The organism is Kribbella sindirgiensis (genome assembly GCF_004331435.1).
GTDB classification, from domain to species: domain Bacteria; phylum Actinomycetota; class Actinomycetes; order Propionibacteriales; family Kribbellaceae; genus Kribbella; species Kribbella sindirgiensis.
The window spans coordinates 1-5,453 of record NZ_SJKA01000040.1 but is presented as its reverse complement, the minus strand read 5'-3'; the positions used below and the strand labels follow the sequence as shown (position 1 = coordinate 5,453).

Here is a 5,453-nt window from a genome sequence, read left to right as displayed (position 1 = left end):
AAATGTTAAGGGCCACCCCTAGTGGGGTGGCCCTTAACAGTGTGAATGTCCGGCGGCGTCCTACTCTCCCACGACCTCCCGGTCGCAGTACCATCGGCGCTGGCGGGCTTAACTTCCAGGTTCGGAATGGAGACTGGGTGTTTCCCCGACGCTATGGCCACCGAAACTCTATAGAAATATCAATCAAACCAACTCGAGCCACAAGGCTGGGGTTTGACCGTATTCCGGGAACCGTACAGTGAACGCGAACATCATTACTTCATAGCGCAGGCTTGCGACCGCAAAAACTCTCGCTGGTCACCCAACCCCGTGGGGTGGGTGTGTGTGACAAGCCCTCGGCCTATTAGTACCAGTCAGCTCCACACCTTACGGCGCTTCCACCTCTGGCCTATCAACCCAGTGGTCTACTGGGGGCCTTACCCGGTTAACCCGGTGGGAGACCTCATCTTGAAGCGTGCTTCCCGCTTAGATGCTTTCAGCGGTTATCACTCCCGAACGTAGCCAACCAGCCGTGCTCCTGGCGGAACAACTGGCACACCAGAGGTTCGTCCACCCCGGTCCTCTCGTACTAGGGGCAGCCCTTCTCAAGTCTCCTGCGCGCGCAGCGGATAGGGACCGAACTGTCTCACGACGTTCTAAACCCAGCTCGCGTGCCGCTTTAATGGGCGAACAGCCCAACCCTTGGGACCTACTCCAGCCCCAGGATGCGACGAGCCGACATCGAGGTGCCAAACCATCCCGTCGATATGGACTCTTGGGGAAGATCAGCCTGTTATCCCCGGGGTACCTTTTATCCGTTGAGCGACGGTGCTCCCACATGCCACCGCCGGATCACTAGTTCCGACTTTCGTCCCTGCTCGACATGTCTGTCTCACAGTCAAGCTCCCTTGTGCACTTACACTCGACACCTGATTGCCAACCAGGCTGAGGGAACCTTTGAGCGCCTCCGTTACCTTTTAGGAGGCGACCGCCCCAGTCAAACTACCCACCAGGCACTGTCCCTGATCCGGATAACGGACCAAAGTTAGACAGCCAGAACAATCAGAGTGGTATTTCAACGATGACTCCACCCGAACTGGCGTCCGAGCTTCACAGTCTCCCACCTATCCTACACAAATTGTACCGACCACCAATACCAAGTTGTAGTAAAGGTCCCGGGGTCTTTCCGTCCTGCTGCGCGTAACGAGCATCTTTACTCGTAATGCAATTTCGCCGAGTCCATGGTTGAGACAGCGCCCAAGTCGTTACGCCATTCGTGCAGGTCGGAACTTACCCGACAAGGAATTTCGCTACCTTAGGATGGTTATAGTTACCACCGCCGTTTACTGGCGCTTAAGTTCAAAGCTTCGCCGGCCGAAACCAGCTAACCTGTCCCCTTAACGTTCCAGCACCGGGCAGGCGTCAGTCCGTATACATCGAATTACTTCTTCGCACGGACCTGTGTTTTTAGTAAACAGTCGCTTGGGCCTGGTCTCTGCGACCATCACCGCTTCCACCAGCAAGTGGTGTCACGGATCCGGTCCCCCTTCTCCCGAAGTTACGGGGGCATTTTGCCGAGTTCCTTAACCATGGTTCACTCGATCGCCTTGGTATTCTCTACCTGATCACCTGTGTCGGTTTGGGGTACGGGCGGCTCTAACACTCACTGCGAAGTTTTTCTCGGCAGCATGGGATCATCCACTTCCCCTGAACGGGTCCGCCTCGGCTCTCAGGCTCAATGAGACACGGATTTGCCTATGCCTCGCCCTACCACCTTGCCCGCGGATCAGCTTGCGCCTACCATCGCCGCGGTTGGACTACCCTCCTGCGTCACTCCTCAATGCACCTACTACCACCTCGGGTCACCAACTCCACCCATCAACCCGAAGGTCTCAAAGTCTTGTTGGCTTAGCATCAGCGGGTTCGGTCGGGTCGTGTTAATGCCGGTACGGGAATATCAACCCGTTGTCCATCGACTACGCCTGTCGGCCTCGCCTTAGGTCCCGACTTACCCAGGGCAGATTAGCTTGACCCTGGAACCCTTGATCATCCGGCGGACGGGTTTCTCACCCGTCATTCGCTACTCATGCCTGCATTCTCACTCGTGCAGCATCCACAACTCCATCACTAGGCTGCTTCACACGCTGCACGACGCTCCCCTACCCACCCACACACCTGGACACAGATCAAGTCTGTGCCGAGTACAAGTGTGAGTGCCACAGCTTCGGCGGATTGCTTGAGCCCCGCTACATTGTCGGCGCGGAATCACTTGACCAGTGAGCTATTACGCACTCTTTCAAGGGTGGCTGCTTCTAAGCCAACCTCCTGGTTGTCTGGGCAACTCCACATCCTTTTCCACTTAGCAATCGCTTAGGGGCCTTAGCTGGTGATCTGGGCTGTTTCCCTCTCGACTACGGAGCTTATCCCCCGCAGTCTCACTGCCGCGCTCTCACTTACCGGCATTCGGAGTTTGGCTGATTTCGGTAAGCCGGTAAGCCCCCTAGACCATCCAGTGCTCTACCTCCGGTAAGAAACACGCGACGCTGCACCTATATGCATTTCGGGGAGAACCAGCTATCACGGAGTTTGATTGGCCTTTCACCCCTATCCACAGGTCATCCCCCAGGTTTTCAACCCTGGTGGGTTCGGTCCTCCACGCGGTCTTACCCACGCTTCAACCTGCCCATGGATAGATCACTCCGCTTCGGGTCTAGAGCATGCGACTAAAACGCCCTATTCAGACTCGCTTTCGCTACGGCTACCCCACACGGGTTAACCTCGCCACACACCACTAACTCGCAGGCTCATTCTTCAAAAGGCACGCCGTCACACAACCGAAGTCATGCTCCGACGGATTGTAGGCAACCGGTTTCAGGTACTATTTCACTCCCCTCCCGGGGTACTTTTCATCTTTCCCTCACGGTACTAGTCCGCTATCGGTCACCAAGAAGTATTTAGGCTTAGCGGGTGGTCCCGCCAGATTCACACGGGATTTCAAGAGTCCCGTGCTACTTGGGAAAACACTCAAGAGTCACTGTCTTACGCCTACAGGGCTATAACCCACTACGGCTCAACATTCCAGAAGATTCGACTTCAACAGCGATTTATAACTCTTTAGTCTCACGGCATTAAGACTCGAATGCTCCCACAACCCCACATGCGCAACGCACGCCGGCTATCACACGCACATGGTTTAGCCTCATCCGCTTTCGCTCGCCACTACTCACGGAATCACTATTGTTTTCTCTTCCTGCGGGTACTGAGATGTTTCACTTCCCCGCGTTCCCTCCAGAACCCTATGTGTTCAGGCACTGGTAACTGGCTTTAGAATGCCAGCTGGGTTTCCCCATTCGGACACCCCCGGATCACAGCTCGGTTGCCAACTCCCCGGGGCTTATCGCAGGCTCCAACGTCCTTCATCGGCTCTTGGTACCTAGACATCCACCGATTGCCCTTAGTAGCTTGTCACAAAACAACAAAAATTTTGCGAAATCGCAAAACGCTACAAAGATTAGATGCTCGCGTTCACTATACAGTTCTCAAAATACGGGCAGGAACACCAACCCACAACCACCACCATCCAGTAGAAGAACATCCCGCAGGGAAACAACCCACCCACAAGACACCCAACACCAGACGTTTGGTGAGAGCCGGCCCCAGCCACCAGCACAACCAGTCACCCAGTTGAACCGTGACCCCAGAAGAAACAGTCCAGCCTGATCACTCAGACAGGCCCGATTCCTCAGGACCCAACAGCGCGCCTCGGCCCTTCACTCACCCCTCACCCACGTTCCACGCCCACCAAGTGAGCAGTACTAGCAAGATCCGGAGAGATCCAAGCCTAATGGTCAATGTTCCACATTCCGAAGCACCGCTGCCCGAGAACATTCGCCTCGGAAACAGCGTTTGACACCAAACCCAACGGGTTGGTGCCGAATGCTCCTTAGAAAGGAGGTGATCCAGCCGCACCTTCCGGTACGGCTACCTTGTTACGACTTCGTCCTAATCGCCAGCCCCACCTTCGACGGCTCCCTCCACAAGGGTTAGGCCACCGGCTTCGGGTGTTGCCGACTTTCATGACGTGACGGGCGGTGTGTACAAGGCCCGGGAACGTATTCACCGCAGCGTTGCTGATCTGCGATTACTAGCGACTCCGACTTCATGGGGTCGAGTTGCAGACCCCAATCCGAACTGAGACCGGCTTTTTGGGATTCGCTCCACCTTACAGTTTCGCAGCCCTTTGTACCGGCCATTGTAGCATGCGTGAAGCCCTGGACATAAGGGGCATGATGACTTGACGTCATCCCCACCTTCCTCCGAGTTGACCCCGGCAGTCTCCTATGAGTCCCCACCACCCCGAAGGGCGTGCTGGCAACATAGGACGAGGGTTGCGCTCGTTGCGGGACTTAACCCAACATCTCACGACACGAGCTGACGACAGCCATGCACCACCTGTATAGGACCCTTACGGACCCCCCATCTCTGGAGGATTTCCCTATATGTCAAACCCAGGTAAGGTTCTTCGCGTTGCATCGAATTAATCCGCATGCTCCGCCGCTTGTGCGGGCCCCCGTCAATTCCTTTGAGTTTTAGCCTTGCGGCCGTACTCCCCAGGCGGGGCGCTTAATGCGTTAGCTGCGGCACGGAGGACGTGGAATGTCCCCCACACCTAGCGCCCAACGTTTACGGCGTGGACTACCAGGGTATCTAATCCTGTTCGCTACCCACGCTTTCGCTCCTCAGCGTCAGGTAAGGCCCAGAGAGCCGCCTTCGCCACCGGTGTTCTTCCTGATATCTGCGCATTCCACCGCTACACCAGGAGTTCCGCTCTCCCCTGCCTACCTCTAGTCTGCCCGTATCGGAAGCAGGCTCGGGGTTAAGCCCCGAGTTTTCACTCCCGACGTGACGAACCGCCTACGAGCCCTTTACGCCCAATAATTCCGGACAACGCTCGGACCCTACGTATTACCGCGGCTGCTGGCACGTAGTTGGCCGGTCCTTCTTCTGCAGGTACCGTCACTCTCGCTTCGTCCCTGCTGAAAGAGGTTTACAACCCGAAGGCCGTCATCCCTCACGCGGCGTTGCTGCGTCAGACTTTCGTCCATTGCGCAATATTCCCCACTGCTGCCTCCCGTAGGAGTCTGGGCCGTGTCTCAGTCCCAGTGTGGCCGGTCGCCCTCTCAGGCCGGCTACCCGTCGACGCCTTGGTAGGCCATTACCCCACCAACAAGCTGATAGGCCGCGAGCCCATCCCCAACCGCCAGAACTTTCAACCCCACCCCATGAGGAGCGAAGTATTATCCGGTATTAGACCCCGTTTCCGAGGCTTATCCCAAAGTTGAGGGTAGGTTGCTCACGTGTTACTCACCCGTTCGCCGCTCGTGTACCCCCGAAGGGGCCTTACCGCTCGACTTGCATGTGTTAAGCACGCCGCCAGCGTTCGTCCTGAGCCAGGATCAAACTCTCCGTTGAAA

3 rRNA genes are annotated in these 5,453 nt (G+C 56.4%); all 3 read right to left on the bottom strand.

The annotated features are described in order from the left end of the window. Positions 1 to 47: 47 nt before the first annotated feature. The 3 genes from rrf to E0H50_RS42635 all read right to left on the bottom strand — a co-directional run bounded on the left by rrf (position 48) and on the right by E0H50_RS42635 (position 5,451). Positions 48 to 165 (bottom strand): 5S ribosomal RNA (rrf, locus tag E0H50_RS42645). Positions 166 to 323: 158 nt separating this feature from the next. Further along, positions 324 to 3,447: ribosomal RNA gene (locus tag E0H50_RS42640) — 23S ribosomal RNA — on the bottom strand. A gap of 479 nt (positions 3,448 to 3,926) precedes the next feature. Further along, positions 3,927 to 5,451 (bottom strand): 16S ribosomal RNA (locus E0H50_RS42635). The 16S, 23S and 5S rRNA genes sit together here, the layout of an rRNA operon. Positions 5,452 to 5,453 lie beyond the last annotated feature (2 nt).